At 33.8% G+C, this 19365-nt stretch carries 16 protein-coding genes; 12 read left to right on the top strand and 4 right to left on the bottom strand.

Translation table 11 applies throughout. The annotated features are described in order from the left end of the window. Window positions 1-12: 12 nt before the first annotated feature. Together CBP76_RS03355 and guaD are read right to left on the bottom strand one after the other, a co-directional pair. The gene (locus tag CBP76_RS03355) at window positions 13-1365 is read right to left on the bottom strand and encodes a uracil-xanthine permease family protein (protein WP_102195527.1); all 1353 of its coding nucleotides are present in this window, start codon (window positions 1363-1365) and stop codon (window positions 13-15) included. Further along, window positions 1355-2692: a guanine deaminase gene (gene guaD, locus CBP76_RS03350; protein WP_245865581.1), complete on the bottom strand. Its 1338-nt coding sequence runs from the start codon at window positions 2690-2692 to the stop codon at window positions 1355-1357. The genes CBP76_RS03355 and guaD overlap by 11 nt, the downstream gene beginning before the upstream one ends. Before the next feature lie 324 nt (window positions 2693-3016). Here guaD and CBP76_RS03345 point away from each other — a divergent pair, with 324 nt between their 5' ends. The 10 genes from CBP76_RS03345 to CBP76_RS03300 all read left to right on the top strand — a co-directional run bounded on the left by CBP76_RS03345 (window position 3017) and on the right by CBP76_RS03300 (window position 15473). Further along, complete coding sequence (locus tag CBP76_RS03345; RefSeq protein WP_102195525.1) at window positions 3017-3835, top strand: Cof-type HAD-IIB family hydrolase; 819 nt, start codon at window positions 3017-3019, stop codon at window positions 3833-3835. Window positions 3836-4053: 218 nt separating this feature from the next. Next, entirely contained in the window at window positions 4054-5478 is a 1425-nt protein-coding gene (gene lacG, locus CBP76_RS03340) for a 6-phospho-beta-galactosidase (RefSeq protein WP_102195524.1), read from the top strand. A gap of 302 nt (window positions 5479-5780) precedes the next feature. Continuing rightward, a complete protein-coding gene (locus CBP76_RS03335; protein WP_102195523.1) occupies window positions 5781-6635 on the top strand; it encodes a PRD domain-containing protein in 855 nt (284 codons plus the stop codon). A gap of 12 nt (window positions 6636-6647) precedes the next feature. Next, window positions 6648-6998: a PTS lactose/cellobiose transporter subunit IIA gene (locus CBP76_RS03330; protein WP_102195522.1), complete on the top strand. Its 351-nt coding sequence runs from the start codon at window positions 6648-6650 to the stop codon at window positions 6996-6998. A gap of 38 nt (window positions 6999-7036) precedes the next feature. After that, window positions 7037-8764 (top strand): lactose/cellobiose PTS transporter subunit IIB, encoded by a 1728-nt coding sequence (locus CBP76_RS03325; protein WP_102195521.1) that lies wholly within the window; start codon window positions 7037-7039, stop codon window positions 8762-8764. Next, window positions 8761-10188, top strand: coding sequence for a 6-phospho-beta-galactosidase (lacG, locus tag CBP76_RS03320; protein ID WP_102195520.1), 1428 nt, complete (start codon window positions 8761-8763; stop codon window positions 10186-10188). Before CBP76_RS03325 ends, lacG (CBP76_RS03320) begins: the two co-directional genes overlap by 4 nt. Before the next feature lie 140 nt (window positions 10189-10328). After that, on the top strand, window positions 10329-11144 hold the full coding sequence (locus tag CBP76_RS03315; RefSeq protein ID WP_102195519.1) for a Cof-type HAD-IIB family hydrolase: 816 nt from the start codon (window positions 10329-10331) through the stop codon (window positions 11142-11144). A gap of 33 nt (window positions 11145-11177) precedes the next feature. Then, window positions 11178-12035, top strand: coding sequence for a PRD domain-containing protein (locus CBP76_RS03310; protein ID WP_102195518.1), 858 nt, complete (start codon window positions 11178-11180; stop codon window positions 12033-12035). Window positions 12036-12241: 206 nt separating this feature from the next. Then, entirely contained in the window at window positions 12242-12955 is a 714-nt protein-coding gene (locus CBP76_RS03305; RefSeq protein WP_102195517.1) for a gamma-glutamyl-gamma-aminobutyrate hydrolase family protein, read from the top strand. A gap of 205 nt (window positions 12956-13160) precedes the next feature. Beyond that, window positions 13161-15473: an MSCRAMM family protein gene (locus CBP76_RS03300; protein WP_102195516.1), complete on the top strand. Its 2313-nt coding sequence runs from the start codon at window positions 13161-13163 to the stop codon at window positions 15471-15473. Between the two features lie 185 nt (window positions 15474-15658). Here CBP76_RS03300 and CBP76_RS03295 read toward each other — a convergent pair whose 3' ends face one another. Together CBP76_RS03295 and CBP76_RS03290 are read right to left on the bottom strand one after the other, a co-directional pair. Then, window positions 15659-16504: an aldo/keto reductase gene (locus CBP76_RS03295; protein ID WP_102195515.1), complete on the bottom strand. Its 846-nt coding sequence runs from the start codon at window positions 16502-16504 to the stop codon at window positions 15659-15661. A gap of 87 nt (window positions 16505-16591) precedes the next feature. Next, window positions 16592-17452, bottom strand: a complete 861-nt coding sequence (locus CBP76_RS03290; protein WP_102195514.1) for a LysR family transcriptional regulator — start codon at window positions 17450-17452, stop codon at window positions 16592-16594. Between the two features lie 104 nt (window positions 17453-17556). On the opposite strand from CBP76_RS03290, the gene CBP76_RS03285 reads away from it, so the two are divergent. Further along, on the top strand, window positions 17557-18429 hold the full coding sequence (locus tag CBP76_RS03285; protein ID WP_166667165.1) for an aldo/keto reductase: 873 nt from the start codon (window positions 17557-17559) through the stop codon (window positions 18427-18429). Between the two features lie 5 nt (window positions 18430-18434). Beyond that, complete coding sequence (locus CBP76_RS03280) at window positions 18435-19292, top strand: aldo/keto reductase (RefSeq protein WP_102195512.1); 858 nt, start codon at window positions 18435-18437, stop codon at window positions 19290-19292. Window positions 19293-19365: the final 73 nt, after the last annotated feature.

Raw genomic sequence — 19365 nt, 5'->3', positions numbered from 1 at the left:
TTTTATTAATAATTAAACTGTTTTCACTTTGTGAGTATCTGCCTTTGTTTTGGGCATTACTAGATTAAGAATGATTGCAGCGATTGCGGCAACAGCAATTGGAGAACCTAGTAGATACTGAAGAATTTGGGGAGCATTTTTAGTTACTCCGGCAGGTAGGAGCACCAAAGCAAGTGTCAAAACAATTGGAATACCAATGATATAGAGATCACGATCAGTTGTTTCAAGTCCACGAATAACATTTAAACCGTTAAGCATGATTGTCACTGTGATAATTGCGAAGACACCACCGATGACAGGAGCGGGAATTGCGGCTAAGAAAGCTGATAATTTACTGAAGAATCCAAGGATTGAGAACCAAATACCAGCGAATAGAAAAACACGTTTACTTGCAACACCAGTGATTGAAATAACACCGGCGTTAGTTGAATATCCAGTAACAGGAGTAGTTCCCAGCAAGGCCGCTATCATACAACTTAAACCCTCACCGATAATACCACGATTCCATTGTTTATCTGTAATCTCGTGATTAGTTACAGCACCCATGGCGAACCAAGTACCAGTAGTTTCAGTTGTGATTACAGCGTAGATAATAATAAATGTAATGATAGCTGAAGGGCTGAAGTTAATGCCCCAGTGAAGAATAGTTCTTTGAGGGAATCCGAACCAAGCGGCTTCAGAAACCTCTTTCCAATTGAACATCCCCATCATTGTTGAAACAATAGTTCCTACACCAAGAGCTAGAATGATAGAACTAGTTCTGAAAAAGCGACGTACTTTAGGAAACTTTAAACTAATACCAACTGAAACTAATAAAGTTAAAGCAGTAACAGAGGCCAAAATAATATTATTATCAATTTTTCCAGGAGCATTGAAAATATTACTATTAAGAGCAGTTGGAATTAGGGATAATCCAACGCATGTAATGATTGTTCCACCAACTAAAGCAGGAACTAAACGGTTAATAATTTTTTGGAAGATACCAGTGGCTCCCAAGATGATTAAAATAATTGAACCAACCAGTAGGGCTCCGATTAAGGTTCCCATACCATTACCTTTTAATCCACCAGATGCTAATACAACACCGGCTGCTGCACCGAGGGGAACAAATGAAGGACCCTGAGAAACAGGCATTTTCATAAAAACAAAGGTTTGTAAAATGGTTCCGATACCGGCTGCTAAGAAGGTTGATTGAAGAAGCCCCATTTGATCTCCAAGTCCCATAGCCATCATACTAGCTAAGATAATAGGGGGTACGTAGATATCCATTGCTAAAACATGTTGTAAGCCTAAAAACCCAGCTTCACCCATACCAATCTTGTCGTCAGGACCAACTAATAAGCTGCTCTTATTGCTATTTTCCATTATCATTTTCTCCTATACTGTGGACTAGCTTTCCAGATACATAAACTTGTTTGATATTTTCCTTATTAGTGTGATAAACAAGTCTTTCGAATATTTCTTGAGGATCATTTGAAGAGATATCAAAATATTGATCCTTTACTATTTGAAAATCAGCCTGATAACCAGGCTTGATAAGTCCAGTTTTAACATGTAAAGCCTTTGCTCCCCCAACAGTTGCTAAGTAAAAAGCATTAGCAGCCGTGATCCGAGCGTTTCTGTCGCCTGAATCGGTTAAGATTTGAGATGACATAATGGCCTGTTGCATATTACGATAAATACTTGGAGAAAAACCTCCGGAAATGTCAGTACCTAGACCAACATTTACCTGTTGTTGATGAGCTTTTTTGACACGTGTGACTGAATTGCCAAAATAAATATTTGAAATAGGACAATGAGCGATCGTTGTTTTCTTATTATGGAAAAGTTTCAAATCTGAATCGCTTAATTGTGTACCATGAGCCATAATGGATTTATCAGTTAAAAGGCCAAATTTATCAAGTACCTCAGCATCATGCATATTGAATCGATCTTTTGCATATTGATCTTCCCAGATACTTTCACTACAGTGTGATTGAATTGGCAAATCGTACTTTTGAGCTAATTTTCCTAATCCAGACAATGTTTCGTCACTACAACTTGGAACGAAACGCGGAGTGATGACAGCTGTTATTTCGGCTTGAGAACTTTGTTTTAACTGAATCATTTTTTGAACGAATTTTTCAGTTTCTTCTAGGGCTTCTTTTGAGTCGTTGTCGCGATAATATTCTGGAGTTTGGTCAGGATTATCCATTGCAACTTTTCCTATGAAAGCCCGTTGACCAAGTGAAGCACAGATCTTAGCAAGAACCAAGTTTGCCTCAGTATGAATCGAACCAAAATATAATCCGGTAGTTGTTCCGTTAGCCAATAACTCAGCAACGAGACTTTGATAAACTCTTTGAGCAAAAGCTAGATCCCTAAACTTCGCTTCTAATGGGAAAGTATAGGTATTAAGCCATTCATTTAATGGTTTATCTAAAGCCAACCCAGCCTGTGACCATTGTGGAGCATGAATATGTAAATCAGTAAATCCTGGCAGTAAATAACTACCTTCGGAAATATGGATATAGGTACTGTTATTAATTGCAGCTTGTTTGACAGACTGATAATCTTTATCAGCAACGGATATAACCCGGTCAATCGTACCTGACTGGTCTACACATATAAGAACATCTGGTGTAAAATCCGCCTTGTCAAAAGTCGCTGAGGAAATAACCGTTCCTTCAAAAACTAATTGATAGGTGATAATCTAACACTTCCTTAAATTTTATATGTATAAGAATAACATGAATATTAATGTAAATAAACAGTAAAATGTTCGTACTTTACTAATTACGATAATTCATAAAGGAGATATAGGTATTAATCTTCGTTATTTTAGTATGACTATATCTTTGTAGGTGCTTTCAAATACTATAATGAAAGGTATTAGAAAAAGTTTACTTTTAAATAACCTGTTAATAGGATTTCAAATATCATTTTATTAAAATGACTTGCTGTTAAAAAATATTTATGATCAGGAACTCTTGAAAACGGATACATGTTAGTTTAATGTTTAGGCGGGGGAAAGCAAATGTCAAAAATAAAATTAGTAACATTAGATATTGATGATACATTGCTTGATGATAATCAGATAATCTCGGAAGCAAACATGAAAGCAATTCATCAGGCAATTGATTTAGGAGTAAAAGTTGTTCTTTGTTCTGGTAGGACACATACAGGAATGAAAGAATATTTGGATAAATTGGGTATTAATGGTAATGATCAATATATTATTACTAACGGTGGTTCAATAATTGAAAGTGTGGCTGGAGATATTATTTATAAAAAAACACTTTCTAACAAAACTTATCGTGAAATTGATGCATTTATTCAAAAAAACGAATTACATTATAATGTCGTAGATGTTTTAGGTAATACCTTTACTAGCAATAATGATTTTATTGATCCTTATACTATTATTCAGGCTTTTGAAAATGGTAAGGGGTTATTCATTAGAACACCGGATCAGTTACCTGAGAATTTTGAAATAACTAAAGCAATTATCAATGAAAATAAAATAAAACTCGATAGTATTGAAGATTCTGTAAATCAAAGGTTTGGACAAAATTATTATATAGTTAGAACTGGAGATGGGTTCTTAGAGATTATGCCTAAGAATATTGATAAGGGCAGTGCTTTAGCGAGTTTAGCTGACTTTCTAAAGATAGATATTTCTGAAACTATGGCAATAGGTGATGGTGAAAATGATATCCCAATGTTAAAAAAGGCGGGTATTAGTATTGCTATGGGAAATTCCAAAATGAAGATAAAAAATATGGTAGATTTCGTGACTTCAAATAATAATGAAAGTGGTGTAGCTGAAGCTTTTTCTAAATATGTATTAAATTAATTAAGGATTGATATAAAAAATAATTAAATGAAACCGTTTACAAAATTAAATGATTGTTTTATACTTGTTTTTGTTGAAAGAAATGAATATGGCTCAGTGAGTTGTTACTATTAAATTAGGCGAGATCACAGTATTACTGATTATGTAGAAATTACATTTGATGTATGCTAGTGGTCTCTTTTTATTTGTCACAGTTAAATTTATAGGAGGTTTTAAGAATGCTTAAACTACCAAAAGATTTTTTAATGGGTGGTGCCAGTGCAGCTTATCAAGTTGAAGGTGCTACTAAAGAAGATGGTAAAGGAAAAGTCCTTTGGGACGACTACTTAGAAAAACAGGGGCGCTTCAGTCCTGATCCAGCGGCTGATTTTTATCATCGTTATGATGAAGATTTAGCTTTGTCAGAAAAATATGGTGTTCAGGCCATTAGAGTTTCAATTGCCTGGTCCAGAATTTTCCCAAATGGAACAACTGATAAACTTGAACCACGTGGGGTAGAGTATTATCATAAATTATTTGCTTCATGTGCTAAGCATAATATTGTTCCTTTTGTAACGTTACACCATTTTGATACACCACAAGAATTGCATGAGATTGGTGATTGGTTAAGTCCAGTTATGCAAGATGCCTTCGTTGATTATGCCAAGTATTGTTTCAAAGAATTTCCTGAAATTAAGCATTGGATAACAATTAATGAGCCGACATCAATGGCGATTCAACAACACGTATCTGGAACTTTTCCTCCTGGGGAAAAGGGTAGATTCGATAATGCTTTTCAAGCTGAGCATAATCAGAATGTTGCTCATGCTAGGATTGTAAATGCTTATAAAGATATGAATCTAGGTGGAGAAATAGGGGTTGTACATGCGTTACAAACCGTTTATCCATATAGTGATAGCCAAGCAGATAAGCATGCGGCCAAGTTGCAAGATGCATTTGAAAATCGTTTGTATCTCGATGGAACATTGGCAGGAGAATATCGTCCTGAAACATTATCCTTAGTTAAAGAAATACTTGCTAATAATAATCAACCAATGTTTAAAACAACACCAGAAGAAATGAATGAATTAAGTCAGGCTGCACATCAATTAGACTTCGTTGGTGTAAATAATTACTTTAGTAAGTGGATGAAAGCTTATGAAGGTGCTTCCGAGACAGTTCATAATGGAACTGGTGCTAAAGGAACTTCAGTTTCGAGATTACATGGTATTGGTGAAGAAAAGAAACCTGACGGAATTGAAACGACCGATTGGGATTGGCCAATTTATCCTAAAGGGATGCATGATATATTAATGCGCATTCATGATGAATATCCACTTGTACCAGCAATTTATATTACGGAAAATGGTATTGGATTAAAGGAAAGTTTACCTAAGAATGCAAATAATGATACTGTGATCGATGATCCTAAACGAATTGATTATTTACAAAAATATTTTAAAGCAATCGCTGAAGCGATTAATGATGGAGCAAATGTTAAAGGATATTTCATGTGGTCTTTGCAAGATCAATTCTCGTGGACAAACGGTTATAGTAAACGTTACGGATTGTTCTTTGTAGATTTCTCAACTCAAAAACGTTATGTTAAGAAAAGTGCTTTTTGGTTTAAGAAGTTAAGTGAGACACATGAGATTTTAGAATGATTATATTTATAAATGTAGATTCAGAATATTTAATATCTGAATCTATTTTTTTATTTAATTTAGTTATTTACCATAAAATTCTCTAAAAAAGAAAAATATTGTCTGAAAACGTTTACAAATGTTTGAAGCTGTTATATACTAATTTGTGTTGAAAGATGAATAACTAGTAAATTGTTACTATTAAATTAGGCGAGATTACTAGACACATCACAGATACGTAGATATGGGTAAGACCATAATTATGTATAAGTGGAGGTGTCTGTAATCTCGCTTTTTTATTGTCTGGAAAGGAGGAGTATTTGATGGTTGAGATTGCTCAGATTTTTAACAATAATAATGCTTTGATCAACCTAGGGGATCATAAACAAGCGATTGTTAAAGGAAAAGGTATTGCTTTCAATAAGAATAAAGGTTCAAATTTGGACACAAGTAAAATCGAAAAGATATTTTACCTGAATACAAAAGGATCTCAAGAAAATTTATTTTTTTTGATGAAAGATATTCCAATTGACATAGTTACAACTACATATGAAATTATTGATTATGCTAAACGAGAACTGAACTATAGTGTTTTGGATTATGTCTATATTACATTGAGTGATCATATCTTTGGTGCTTATAAAAGATATCTATCGCATTCATATCAAGCAAGTTTAGTTCCCGATATGAGCAATCAATATACTACTGAGTATCTGATTGCAAGCCATGGATTGGATGTAATAAATACTAATTTAGGTGTTAATTTTCCTGAATCTGAAATCAGAAGTATTGCTTTACATTTTATTAATGCCAGAGGCGAAGAAGATCAAAACAATCAATTAAAACAGAGCGAAGCAATTGATATTAATAAGATTGTTAAAGCGGTTTTGATTGATAACGACATCTTCCGTAAGGACAGTAATGGAAATTATTACGATCGGTTTATGATACATCTTCAATATTTAACAGCTCGATTGGATGATCTCAAAGATGAAAATGAAAAGTTTAATAAAAAATTAGAGCTTGAGATGAAGGAATCATATCCTAAATCATTTCAAATAGCGAAAGAAATTTATGATCGTCTTCAAAACGAGTTGGGTAAGAAAATTAGCAGTAGTGAACTATTGTACTTCATAATTCATATTCAACGATTAACACAAGAGAAAACTAAAAAATAAGAGGTAATTATTATGGCAGTTACTAAAGAAGATATTTCAATGACAGGATTTGCAATTGTTGCTTATGCAGGAGATGCTAAGACGGCTTTACTTAAAGCTTTGGATAATGCTCGTGAAGGTAAGATCGAAGAAGCTAAAAAATTAGTTGAAGAAGCTAATCAATCAATTGTTGATGCTCACAATGAACAAACAAAACTATTAGCTGATGAAGCTGGTGGGATGGATATGGATGTGACATTTATTATGGTCCATGGACAAGATACATTGATGACAACGATGATGTTGATGGATCAATGTAAGTTCTTTATTGATGAATACGAGCGTATAAACAAAATCGAACAAAAACTTGATATAAAGGATTAATTATTTAGAAATTATTAATTATCTGGGGGGAAGTACTTATGAATACAATTGTTAAGCAAATTGAAAAAGCACAACCGTTTTTTAAAAAGCTTTCAGCTAATATTTATTTGCAAGCGGTTCGTGATGGTTTTATTTCATTGATGCCAATCATTATTTTTTCATCATTATTCATTTTGGTATCAGCTGTACCTAATATCTGGGGCTTTTATTGGCCAACCAATGTTAATGATGGTCTAATGAAAATTTATAATTATTCAATGGGCGTTCTTTCATTAATGGCTGCTGCTAATGTTGCACGAGCTTTGACAAAGAGCTTAAATTTACGTTTGCCAAAGATTAATCAGATTCCTACGGCATCAGTAATGTTTGCTGCACAAATTGCTTTTCTATTAGTTGCAGTTGATCCATTTACAAATAAATTAGGTCTATTTTTTACAGAAGGTTACATGGGTACTAAAGGTTTACTAGCAGCCTTCTTAGTAGGTTTTATTGTTCCAAACTTGTACTATGTATGTTTCAAGAATCACATTACTATCAAAATGCCTGATCAAGTACCACAGAATATTTCATCAGCTTTCGCTAATATTATTCCATTCGCATTATCAACATCATTCTTTGGATTGTTTGATGTCTTCTTCAGAATGGCAACTGGTACTAACTTGGCTGCTTGGATTATTCAAGTTCTAGCTCCATTATTTACGGCCGCTGATGGTTATGTTGGTTTAGCCATTGTCTATGGTGCCATGGCATTCTTCTGGTTCATTGGTATTCAAGGGCCATCAATTGTTGAACCCGCCGTTACAGCTATCTACCTGACAAACGTAGAAGCTAATATGAAGGTTTTTCAAGCTGGTGGACACGCTACAAGTATCTTGGCACAAGGTACTCAATATTTTGTTGCCACATTAGGTGGTACTGGTGCTACATTGGTAATTACATATATGTTTGCCCTTTGGGCAAAATCAAAAGAATTGAAAGCCGTTGGACGTGCTGCTGCAATTCCTGTTACATTTGGTGTTAATGAACCAATCTTGTTTGGTGCTCCACTTATTTTGAATCCAATATTCTTCATTCCATTTATTGGTGCTCCCATTTTGAATGTTTGGTTATTCAAGATATTCGTTGATCATTTTGGAATGAACGGATTTATTTACAACTTACCATGGACAACTCCAGGTCCTATTGGACTATTTATGGGTGTTGGATTCTCAATTCAAGCTTTGATTCTAGTTGTTGCTTTACTAGTAATGGATACAGCTGTTTATTACCCATTCTTCAAAGCATACGATATGCAAAAAGTTGCGGAAGAAGCTGAAAAAGATAAGGCTGTTGCTGAAAATCCTGATTCAGATGCAAATGTAGCTACAGACGCTGTTGTTGCAACGGCCGCTGGTGATATTCCTCTAGGTTTAACTAAAGATAAAAAAGAATTAAATATCCTAGTTATTTGTGCCGGTGGTGGTACTTCCGGTATCCTTGCCAATGCTTTGAATAAGATGGCTAAAGAAAAAGATTTACCCGTTGAGGCGGCAGCTGCTGCTTATGGTGCACACAGTGATTTGTTACCAGATATGGATGTTACTGTACTTGCACCACAAATGGACGCCATGAAAGATTCATTAAAACAAGAAGCTGATCACAGTGATGTTAAAATGATTACCACTACTGGTAAACAATATATTGATTTGACGAGACATGCTGATAAAGCATTGGAATTTATTGTTAATAAATTACAAGATAACGATGATGAGGGAGAAGCAAAATGACATTGATTAATCGTGTGAAATCACTACCAAAAGGTTTTGTGCTTGGTGGAGCAACGGCAGCCTATCAAGTTGAAGGTAACACTAAAGTTGACGGCAAAGGTAAAACAATGTGGGACGATTATTTGAAAGAACAAGGTCGTTTCAGTCCTGACCCCGCTAGTGATTTCTATAACCGTTATCCAGAAGATTTAGCTCTTTCAAAAGAATATGGATTGAATGCTATTCGTGTTTCTATTGCTTGGTCACGAATATTTCCAGATGGAACTGGTGAACCTAATCAAAAGGGTGTTACATATTATCATCGATTGTTTAAGCAATGTTTGGATGATGGAATTGAACCATATGTTACATTACATCATTTTGATACGCCTAAAACTCTGTTTGATCAGGGGGATTGGTTGAATCGCAAACAAATTGATGCCTTTGTAGAATATGCTAAGTTTTGTTTTAAAGAATTTTCTGAAGTAACTAACTGGTTTACAATCAATGAATTAATTTCTTTAGCTCAGTCACAGTACATTGGTGGTAATTTTCCACCAAATCATCACTTTGATGTTTCTAGTGCGATTCAAGCTGAACATAATGAACTATTGGCTCATGCTCGAGTGGTTAATCTTTTCAAAGAGATGAGATGTAAAGGAAGAATTGGTTTGATTCATGTAATTCAACCAGTTTATCCAATTATCGATACACCAGAAAATCGTCATGCAGCCGATCTACAGGATGCATTTATTAATCGCTTTTTACTGGATGGAACATTCTTGGGTGAGTACAGTAAAGAAACTATGGCATTGATCAATGAAATTCTAGACAAAAATGATGCTAAATTAGATATTGAAAAAGATGACATGGAAATCCTGAAAAGAGCAAGTACTCAAAATGATTTCTTTGGTTTAAATTATTATCAAAATCAATATGTTCAGGCCTATGATGGTGAAAGTGGAAATACCTTTAATGGAACTGGCGATAAGGGAACAAGTTCATTTAGATTTCATGGAGTATGTGAAACAGTTAAGAATCCAGATATACCAATAACTGATTGGGATTGGAATATTTATCCAGAAGGTCTATATGATGTTCTAACTAGAATTCATAAAGAATATCAAAATTGTAAAACGATTTATATTACCGAAAATGGTGTTGGCATGAAGGAAAAGGTTCCAGATAATGTATCTGACGATTATATTTATGATGATCCTAAGAGAATCGATTATGTCGATCAACATTTACAAGCCGTATTAAAAGCACGTGCTGAAGGAGTAGATGTCAACGGATACTTTATTTGGTCCTTACAAGATCAGTTCTCTTGGGCTAATGGCTACAATAAGCGTTATGGACTTTTCTATGTTGATTTTAATAATCAAAAACGTTATGTCAAAAAGAGTGCTTTATGGTTTAAAGAACTCTCAGATACAATGAAATAGTTAAAGAGAGTGGAAAAAACATGTTCAGTTTGCTGAACATGTTTTTTTGTATTTATAGTGCAAATTTAGACTATGTTTTTAGTTCTTTTGCTCTCTTTTTTTTGAAAGAATATTACAATAATACTAAACGGAGGAAAATTATGACTTATAAATTAATAGCTCTAGATATGGATGACACATTATTAACGACTCAGAAATCGATCTCTGATCAAAACAAGATTGCAATTAAGAAGGCGATAAATCAAGGAATCAAAATTGTGCTTTGCTCAGGAAGAACGCATAACGCCGTTATGCAGTATGCAAATGACCTTGATATTAAAGGTTCGGATCAGTACATAATTACAAATGGTGGAGCCATTATAGAAGATATGGAAGGGAAAATCGTATTTCAAAAAATGATGAGTAATGAATTCTATCGGGAATTTGTTCAATTTGTTCATGAGAATAAATTACAATACAACGTAGTTGATAATCTTGGTCGAACCTTTACAAGTAATCGTGAATGGATTGATAAATATACGATTATGCAAGCATATGAAAATGCCAATGGACTCTACTTTAAAGAACCAGCTGATTTGCCAAGTAATTTTCAAATAGCCAAAGCAATTATTAATGGTAATAAAGAGAAACTAGATGGTATCTCAGAAATGGTACATGAGCGTTTTGATAAGGATTATTTTGTCGTTCGAACAGGTGTTGGGTTTTTAGAGATTTTTCCAAAAGATGTCAATAAAGGACAGGCTTTAATAAAATTAACTAATATTTTAAATATCGACTTAAAAGACTGCATGGCTATGGGTGATCGTGATAATGATATACCAATGCTAAAAATAGTTGGAAAAGGTATTGCCATGGATAATGCGATGCCAGATGTAAAAGATGTTAGTGATTTTGTTACAGCTGATAATAATCATAGTGGTGTTGGTATGGCGATTGAGAAATTTGCATTGAATTAAACTACTTTATAATTAATTACATGAGGAGGAATTATGCAATTAGTTATAAAAGAGGTTTTTAATAATAATACAGCCGTCATTGATTTGGGAGATGGACAGCGAGCAATAGTTAAAGGTAAGGGAATTGCATATAATAAGTCGAAAAATTCTTATTTAAATAGCCAAAGAATTGAAAAAATCTTTTATCTTGATACAGTGGATTCACAGAAAAATCTTTATTTCTTAATTAAGAATATTCCAATTGATATTGTTACTACTACGTATGAGATAGTTGATTATGCGAAAAAAATGTTTAATTATCAACTGCTTGATTATATTTATATTACTTTGAGCGATCATATCTTTGGTGCATATAAGAATTTTCAAGCCGGCAAGTACCATTCCAGTCAGATTCCTGATATGAGTAATCAATATCTGGATGAATATTTGATTGCCAGTAAAGGATTAAATATTATAAATTATAATTTACAGATTTCTTTACCGGAAACAGAGATAAAAAATTTGGCACTTCATTTTATCAATGCTAAAAGTAATCAAGTTTCAAAATACCGAGTTGATGATAAAGTTGATTTTAATAAATTGATTCAATCAGTCTTGATACGTAATAATATTTTTCGAACCAAAAGTAATAGTAATTATTACGATAGATTTATGATTCATTTACAGTATCTATCGCAAAGGCTGAATAATATTTCTCAAGATACCGGGTTTGATAAGAAGATTGAATTAGACATGGAAAAAACTTATCCTGGAACCGCCTATGTTGCGAAACAAATTGTTAATAAGATTGAAAATGTCATGGGAGTAAAATTAAGTAGTAAAGAATTATTGTATTTTATAATTCATATTCAACGGATTACACAGGAAGATGGTTTGAATCAAAATAAATGAGAATAATTTTAAGATATAATTTTCAAAAAGAATGTTTATTTGAAAATTATATCTTTTTTTATTGGAATAATTAAATTATTAGAAGATGTTATATGTTTATATAGACTTTTATTAGTTTTTATTTAATATTATTAATAAAATATTTGACAGATTAAAACAGAGTGATAATCTAAAAATTAAAGTGAGAAATGAAAGGAGATAAGCTTATGAGCAAATTGATTGGGATTAGTTCGGATGTATATTTGGGCGCAACGTCTATTATTAATCAAAGATTGATGAATTTTATACCACATTCTACAATTGATGGGGTGATTTTTGCGGGAGGAATTCCGGTAGGCTTACCTAATGTGCCTAAAGAATCTGTAAATGGATTATTAGAAAGATTAGATGGCATTATTGTTCCGGGTGGTCCAGATGTCGATCCAAATTTTATGGGTGAGGAACCTATCCCTGAATTAGGAATAACTAATCGTAGTCGTGATATCTTCGAGATTGCATTAGTTAGAACCGCAGTTGCAAAGCATATTCCAATTCTAGGAATTTGTCGTGGAGCTCAAATAATTGATGTAGCTCTAGGCGGTAGTCTTTATCAAGATTTAAAAGCTCAATATCCAGGTAAAGTTTTGAAACATAATCAAGAAGCTCCTGGAAATCAACCTACACATTTTGTTTCTGTAATACATAATTCGGCGTTATTCAAATCGATTGGTGATAATGTTTTTGTTAATTCCCGACATCATCAGGCTATTAAGAGTGTTCCAAGCGATTTGAGGATTGTTGCAAAAGCATCAGATGGTGTGATCGAGGCTATTGAAAGCGATGATGCATCAGTTCAAGCGGTACAATGGCATCCTGAAAATATGTGGGAAGATGATTCTAAACAATTGGCTTTATTTAAAGATTTTATTGATAGAACTTAAAATTAGGAATGATAGAAAATGTCGCTAGTTACTTTAAGTGGGGAGTCCTATATTTTATTGAAGTAGTCGTATTGTCATTATTAAGGAATATATGGTCTATTTATTTGTACTTAAATGAATGGTGCATATAATATTATTTGATCGAAGAATAAAGCTGAACTTAACTTTTTTATGGAGATCAAATAGTTAAAAGGGAGATACGACCATGAAAGTTAATAAAAAACCCCTTTTAATAACATTCATAGCGATTATGATTGCTATTATTTCGTGGATGTTTTTAAGTTTCAAAGTCGTTTCAGCCGCGCAAGTTGCAGCTCCCCAACAACGAACTGCATTGGAAGTTTCTGGATTGGATGCCGGTAGTGCGGTAATCAAAGATAAAAACGGCAATGTAGTCAGCGGCAGTGATGCGATTACTACCAATTACTATACAGTAAATTATAACTGGACTATTGCTGATGGCGTACAAATAGCCCCCGGCGATACAGCCACGTTTGAGGTTCCAAGTGGCGTTAAAGTCGTTAATGGGTTGACTAATATTCCAGTTTATAATGAACAGGGAGAAGTCATTGGTAGCTTTTCTATTGGCGCTAATCAGACGACAGGAACGATTACCTTTAGCGAGAATTATAATGGAGAGGGTAGACACGGGTCGCTTTATTATACTGTAAATGGTGCTAAGAATCCCAACCATTATGATTGGAATATCAGTAAGGCAGGTTGGGTTTATGATTACGATGAGAATGGGATGTTGAAGAACATCATCTGGAACATCATCTTTAATCCGAATGGTGAAAACCTGACAAATGTTGTTATTACTGATACTTTAGGACCTGATCAAGAATATGTAGATTCTAGTGTCTATGCACAAACAGGAAATATTAGTATGGGTGGATTTTTCTTACCTGATGGGAAAGTGTTAACACCTAAAGTTACAGTCGAAGGTAACAAAATTAGCTTTGACTTTGGTAATGTTGATAAAGCGGTAAATATGACCTTTAGGGTTAAACCCACAGTTAATCCCAATGGTGGGAATATTTGGACAAATGATGCAACTTTGACATCAGATCAAGCTCAAGGTAATTCTAGTGCCGATGTAACTTGGGGAGGTTCTGGAACAGGAGGCGGCACAGTCCCTAGTTCTAGTATTACTCTTGTTAAGAAGGATGCTACAACTGGAGCACTATTAGCAAATGCTGGATATAATTTGCTTGATTCAGAAGGTAAAGTAGTTAGAGAGCATCTAACAACAAATGCAAATGGACAGATTAATTTGTACAATATTCCTAAGGGCGACTATACATTAGTAGAAATTGAAGCTCCGGAAGGCTATGAATTAAATAAAGAACCAATTCACTTTACAGTAACAGGCAAAGAAACAGCACCGATTGAATTGAGTCAAACAGATCAGCCAATAACTGGAGGAGTTGTTCTATCGAAATTGGATGAAACCACTTATGAAGGGTTGGCCGGTGCTGAATTCAAATTACTGGATGAATCAGGTAATGTGGTTAAAGAAAATCTATATACTGATGAAACTGGTAAACTTGAGGTTTCAGGACTCCAACCTGGAAAGTATTCGTTTGTTGAAGTTCAAGCACCAGAAGGTTATGAGTTAGATACCACACCGATTGAATTTACAATTACAAAAGATCAAACCGAAGCTATCCAACTTACTAAATTAGATGTATCTAAACCAGATAGTGGTGAATCAACTGGTGGATTTAAGCTAACTAAGACAGATAAATCTTCTAAAGTTGGGCTTCCAGGAGCAGTTTATGAGTTAAGATTTGAAAATGGAAATGTCGTTGCAAAGACCCTAACGACTGATAAAGATGGTAAGATTTTCTTTGATGAATTAACTCCTGGAAAATATACATTGGTAGAAGTTCAAGCACCAGAAGGATATGAATTGAATAGTACACCAATTCATTTTACAGTTTTGCCAAATGATGTAACAGTTTTGACAGCTACAAATGAAAAAGTTACTGAACCTAGTCAACCAGGCGAACCAAGCGAACCTGAAAAGCCAGTGAAACCAAATCCACCGGTAGAACCAGGAGAACCAAGTGAACCTGAAAAGCCAGTGAAACCAAATCCACCGGTAAAGCCAGGAGAACCAAGTGAACCTGAAAAACCAGTGAAACCAAATCCACCGGTAAAACCAGGAGAACCAAGTGAACCCGAAAAACCAGTGAAGCCAAATCCACCGGTAAAACCAAGTGAACCGGAGACACCAGTTTTTCCAACTAATCCCGGATCACCTAATAAACCAGGACAATCTTTGAAACCAGTTGTACCTGAATTACCTGAAGTTACAGGCAATACAAGTGCCAACCACGGGGTAAGTTCTTATCCATCATTATCTACGTTTGCAACCAACCCATATGCAGCTAATGGATATAATGGAAAGACGTTCCCACAGACTGGAAATAAAGAAAATCTATTGGCATCAATTGTTGGATTTACAATGTTAATTGGAATTGCAGGCTTTGAAATCAATCATAAACATTCATAGAATTTAATTAGTTCGATATAAGTTGTGAAACTTTTATCGGGCTTTTTTGTTTGAATGTTTGAAATAGTCAGAATGGAATATATAAGTTAAATTATTTCAACAAAAAGCCCGATTTAATAACCATTACAAATAGTTATTAAATCGGGTTCTTTATTTAAAAATAGAATATTTCTAGGTTTATTTTATTAAATAGTATCTAATTGAATTTCATGTTTAGGTGCAGGATAAATTTGATCAAGTAAATCCAATTCATCACTTGTAAAATTAATCTCAAGTGCTTCAAGATTTGCCTTCATATGCTCAATAGAACTAGTTTTGGGTATACTCAAAATATCGAGGTTCCGAATAACCCATGCTAAAAGAAGTTGATGAACAGTGATATGTTTTTGTTGTGACATTTTTATTAAAATAGGATCAATTTTTAAATATTCACTACCATCTGATCCAAATGGAGAATAACCAATAAAAGACATGTGATGACTTTTTTGCCAAGGTAAAATGGAATATTCGATTCCACGACTACCTATATTATAAAGATCTTCATTTACGCGACAATTATTACCATTGGTAATTTCAGATAATTCTTTAAGATCGCTCAAATCAAAATTAGAAACACCCCAATTTTTTATTAATCCTGCTTGGACCATTTTTTCCAGACCGAAAACAGTTTGGGCAAGTGGTGTATTACCCCGCCAATGTAGTAGGTATAGATCTAAATAATCAGTTTGAAGTCTCTTGAGACTGGCTTTTAAGCTTTCCTCAATTAACTTAGGCGTAGCATGAAATGGATAAAACTTGGAGATTAATTGTAAATCCTGACGATGATAATTTTTAATAATCTGTCCTACAAGTCGTTCTGACAAACCCTCACCATACATTTCAGCAGTATCAATGATATTAATCCCATGATCTAGTCCGTAACGCATTGCTTGAATTTCTGCATTAGTTTTTTCATGGTTTCCCTCACCGATATGCCAGGTTCCTATACCAATGGTAGATGTATTCTGATGATTAAAGGTAAGATATTTCAATTTTATGCCTCACTTTCGAAATTTTTTTGTAAGTGATTGCATAATCAATTATATAGCCGCTAGAGTACTTTGGAGAAATAAGATGACCTAAATCCAAGTTTGAATGATTTTTTTAATTAAGGGATTAACTAAGCTTCTATTGTCCCTTTTATAAACGGCGTAGAAATCAATTTTGGCATTGTGGTCACTAATGGGTATTTGAACTCGATCATCATTTGGGTCAGGATGACGATCAGGTTCCAGTTTCGATAAATTAGTGGTGAAGTATGGAAAATTAGAATAGTTGGTAATTTCGGTAAAGGCATCAACTTGATTTTGATAAAGAAATTTGGCATTAGGAATCTGTGCTTGAATAATGTCCTTCCAAATTCCAATTTCACTTAAAACAATAAAACTAATACCTTTCAAGTCCTTAAATTTAACAGAGGCTTTATTTGCTAAGAAGGTAAACTTATCTAAATTAACTGATAACCTTTCAGATCCAATAAAATATGATTCTAAAGTGTTGTTTTGTATTTCTTGATTAGTAATGAGTATAGAAAAGTCGTTATTCTGTAAATATGAATCAATATTTTGGTTAGAAATAAATTCATTAATTATTCTGACATTTGATTCCAATTGAATGTTTTTTAAGACGATTAAAGGACCGGGGGCAATAGAACCTATTTTTAGGATTCTATTGTTGTAATCATATTTTTGAACCCTGTCGATAAGAAGCTGATTTTGCTGGAGAACTTTCTTTGCCTCAATTGCAGCAATTTGACCAGTCTTTGTTAGAGTAATTTTATTAGGTTTTCGATCAAAAATTCTTACACCCAAATCGTCTTCCAACTTTTGCATACCACGAGTTACTGTTGGTTGTGTAACAGACAATTGTTCTGCTGTAGCGGCTAGAGTTCCATATTTTTCAAAAGTAATTAATTCTTGCAATAAGTAATTATCAATCATTCTTTTTGCCTCTTAGTATACGTTATTTGTATAGTAGCATGTCTATCTAGTAATTTTCAAATTATAAGTTAAGTTCTAGAATGAATCTATGAATTAGCGGGAGGATAAAATTAGTGCAAACTATTAAATTGAATAATGGCATAGAAATGCCACAAGTAGGTTTTGGAGTTTTTCAAATAACAGATTTACAACAATGCGAAACTGCAGTGGTTGATGCAATTGCTTCAGGCTATCGCTTACTCGATACAGCGGCCGCTTATCAAAATGAAACCGCAGTTGGTAAGGCCATTAAGAAGAGTGGTATTGATCGGAAGAATCTGTTTGTAACCTCTAAACTATGGGTTTCAGATGCAAATTATCCTAAGGCTCAAAAGGCAATCGATCAAACCCTAAAAAATTTAAAAACTGATTATTTAGATCTGTATTTAATGCATCAACCTTACGGTGATGTTTCAGGTGCATGGAGAGCAATGGAAGAAGCCTATGAAGCTGGAAAAATCAGGGCTATTGGTGTTTCAAACTTTTATGCAGATCAGTTAAAAAATTTGGAGTTATCAAATGATATCAAACCAGTAATTAATCAGATTGAGGTTAATCCTTGGCATCAACAAAAAGAAGAAGTTGAATTTGCTCAAAGTGAAGATATTGCAGTTGAAGCATGGGCGCCATTTGCTGAAGGAAAGCATAATATTTTTACTAATGAGACACTTGCTTCTATTGGTCAAAAGTATAATAAAACTAGTGGTCAAGTTATATTAAGATGGTTACTGCAACGAGGAATTGTCGTAATTCCTAAATCAGTTCATAAAGAAAGAATGCAAGAAAATATAGATGTTTTTGATTTTGAATTATCGGATTCAGAAATGAAATCAATTGCTTCATTGGATAGAAACGAAAGTCAATTTTTTGATCATCGTGATCCAGTTACAATTGAACAAATTTTTGGTTCTAGTTTGGAACAATTAAGAAAGAGGTAATAATAATGGAAAAAATTTTATTAAATGATGGTAATGAAATACCTGCAATTGGTTTTGGAGTTTTTAGAATTCCTAATGATGGATCAACTTATCAAGCAGTTTTAGATGCATTGGAGGCTGGCTATCGTCATATTGATACCGCAGTGGCCTATTTTAATGAAGAAGAGGTTGGCCGAGCAATCAAGGATAGTGGTATCGAACGCGACCAAATCTTTGTGACAAGTAAGTTATGGTTACAGGATTATGGTTATGAGGCTGCTAAAAAAGGTTTAGAAGTATCATTGAAAAAATTGGGATTAGATTATATTGATTTATATTTACTTCACCAACCATATGGTGACGTAGCTGGTGCTTGGAGGGCTCTTGAAGAAGCTAAAAAAGAAGGAAAAATTAAATCCATTGGTGTTAGCAATATGACACCTAAATTATGGGGAAAGTTTGTTCCCAATTTTAAGACTATTCCGGCTGTTAATCAGGTAGAGTTTAACCCATATTTTCAGCAAGTAGAATTGAAAAAAGTTTTGGATAAGAACAATGTTAAGATTGAAGCATGGGGACCATTAGGACAAGGAAATAGAGATTTATTTAATGAACCAATTATCAAAAAATTATCTGATAAGTACAATAAGGACGTTGGTCAAATAATTCTTCGTTTTGAAAATCAAGAGGGAATTATTGTGTTACCTAAATCAACTCATAAAGCAAGAATTGCCAGTAATTTAAACATATTTGATTTTTCATTGACAGATGATGAAATTGATCAAATGCGTACTTTAGATAAAGGACATGGTTCCCACAATCCGGATGCTCCTGGTGTTGAAGAGATGCTGTTATCAGCTTTTGATGTTCATGAGAATGATTAAATAATAAATAAAAACACGATTAAAAACCTTAATAAGGAATTTAATCGTGTTTTTATTTATTGGAATTAATCTT

This window comes from Companilactobacillus nuruki (genome assembly GCF_002872255.1).
Classification (GTDB): domain Bacteria; phylum Bacillota; class Bacilli; order Lactobacillales; family Lactobacillaceae; genus Companilactobacillus; species Companilactobacillus nuruki.
The sequence above is the reverse complement of the archived record's forward strand: the minus strand, read 5'-3'. Positions and strand labels throughout refer to the sequence as shown.